At 78.5% G+C, this 874-nt stretch carries 1 protein-coding gene; it reads right to left on the reverse strand.

Going from position 1 to position 874, the window contains the following annotated elements; translation table 11 throughout:
• Window positions 1-874, reverse strand: an 874-nt coding sequence (locus BKE38_RS22930) for an SbcC/MukB-like Walker B domain-containing protein (RefSeq protein ID WP_131829697.1), incomplete at both ends; no start/stop codon positions are given.

Here is an 874-nt window from a genome sequence, read left to right on the forward strand (position 1 = left end):
CGCGCAGCTCCGCCACATGGCTGATGATGCCGACCAGCCGGTCGCCGGCGGGCAGGCTGGCCAGGATGTCCATGGCGCGGTCCAGCGCCTCCTCGTCCAGCGTGCCGAAGCCTTCGTCGATGAACAGCGCGTCGATCCGCCGGGCGCCGGCATGCGCCTGCACCGTGTCGGCCAGACCCAGGGCAAGCGCCAGCGCCGCGCAGAAACCCTCGCCACCGGACAGCGTCGCGGCGGGGCGGGGCTGGCCGGTCCATTCGTCCAGCACCTCGATGTCGAGGCCGATCGCGCGGCCCGGCTCCTCCCGCCGGCGCAGGCTGAAGCGTCCGCCCAGCATCGCCTGCAGCCGCTGGTTGGCGGCCGACAGCGCCTCGTCCAGCAGGCCGGCCAGGACGAAGCCCTGCAGCGACAGCTTGCGGTCGTTCTTGCCGCGGGCGGTCTCGGCCAGGTCGCTGACCAGCAGATGCGCGGCGCGGGCGGCCTCCAGCGCCTCCCCGGCCGCGCGGATATTGGCCAGACGCCGGGCGGTGGCGGCCAGGCGCTCGGCCAGGCGGCCGGCAGCGTCGCGGGCCTGGCGCAGGGCTTCGCGCGCGGCGGCCTCGGCGGCGGCCAGGGCGTCCAGGTCCGGCGGCGCAAGCCCCGCGATCTCGGCCGCCGCGCGGGCGGCGGCGAGCTCCGCCTGGTGCAGCGCCCGGCCGAATTGCTCCACGTCCTCCTTCAACGCGGCGAGCGCAGCCGGCGGCCGCTGGGCCGCGCGGGCGGCGGCGGCATCGGCGAAGCCGGCGGCGCGGGCGGCCTCCTCCAGCGCGGCGACGGCGGCGTCGCGCCGGGTGGCAGCCGCCGCCGCGCGCCCGGCGGCCTCGCCTGCGGCCTGGGT

The sequence above is a fragment of the Teichococcus deserti genome (assembly GCF_001982615.1).
Taxonomy (GTDB): domain Bacteria; phylum Pseudomonadota; class Alphaproteobacteria; order Acetobacterales; family Acetobacteraceae; genus Pseudoroseomonas; species Pseudoroseomonas deserti.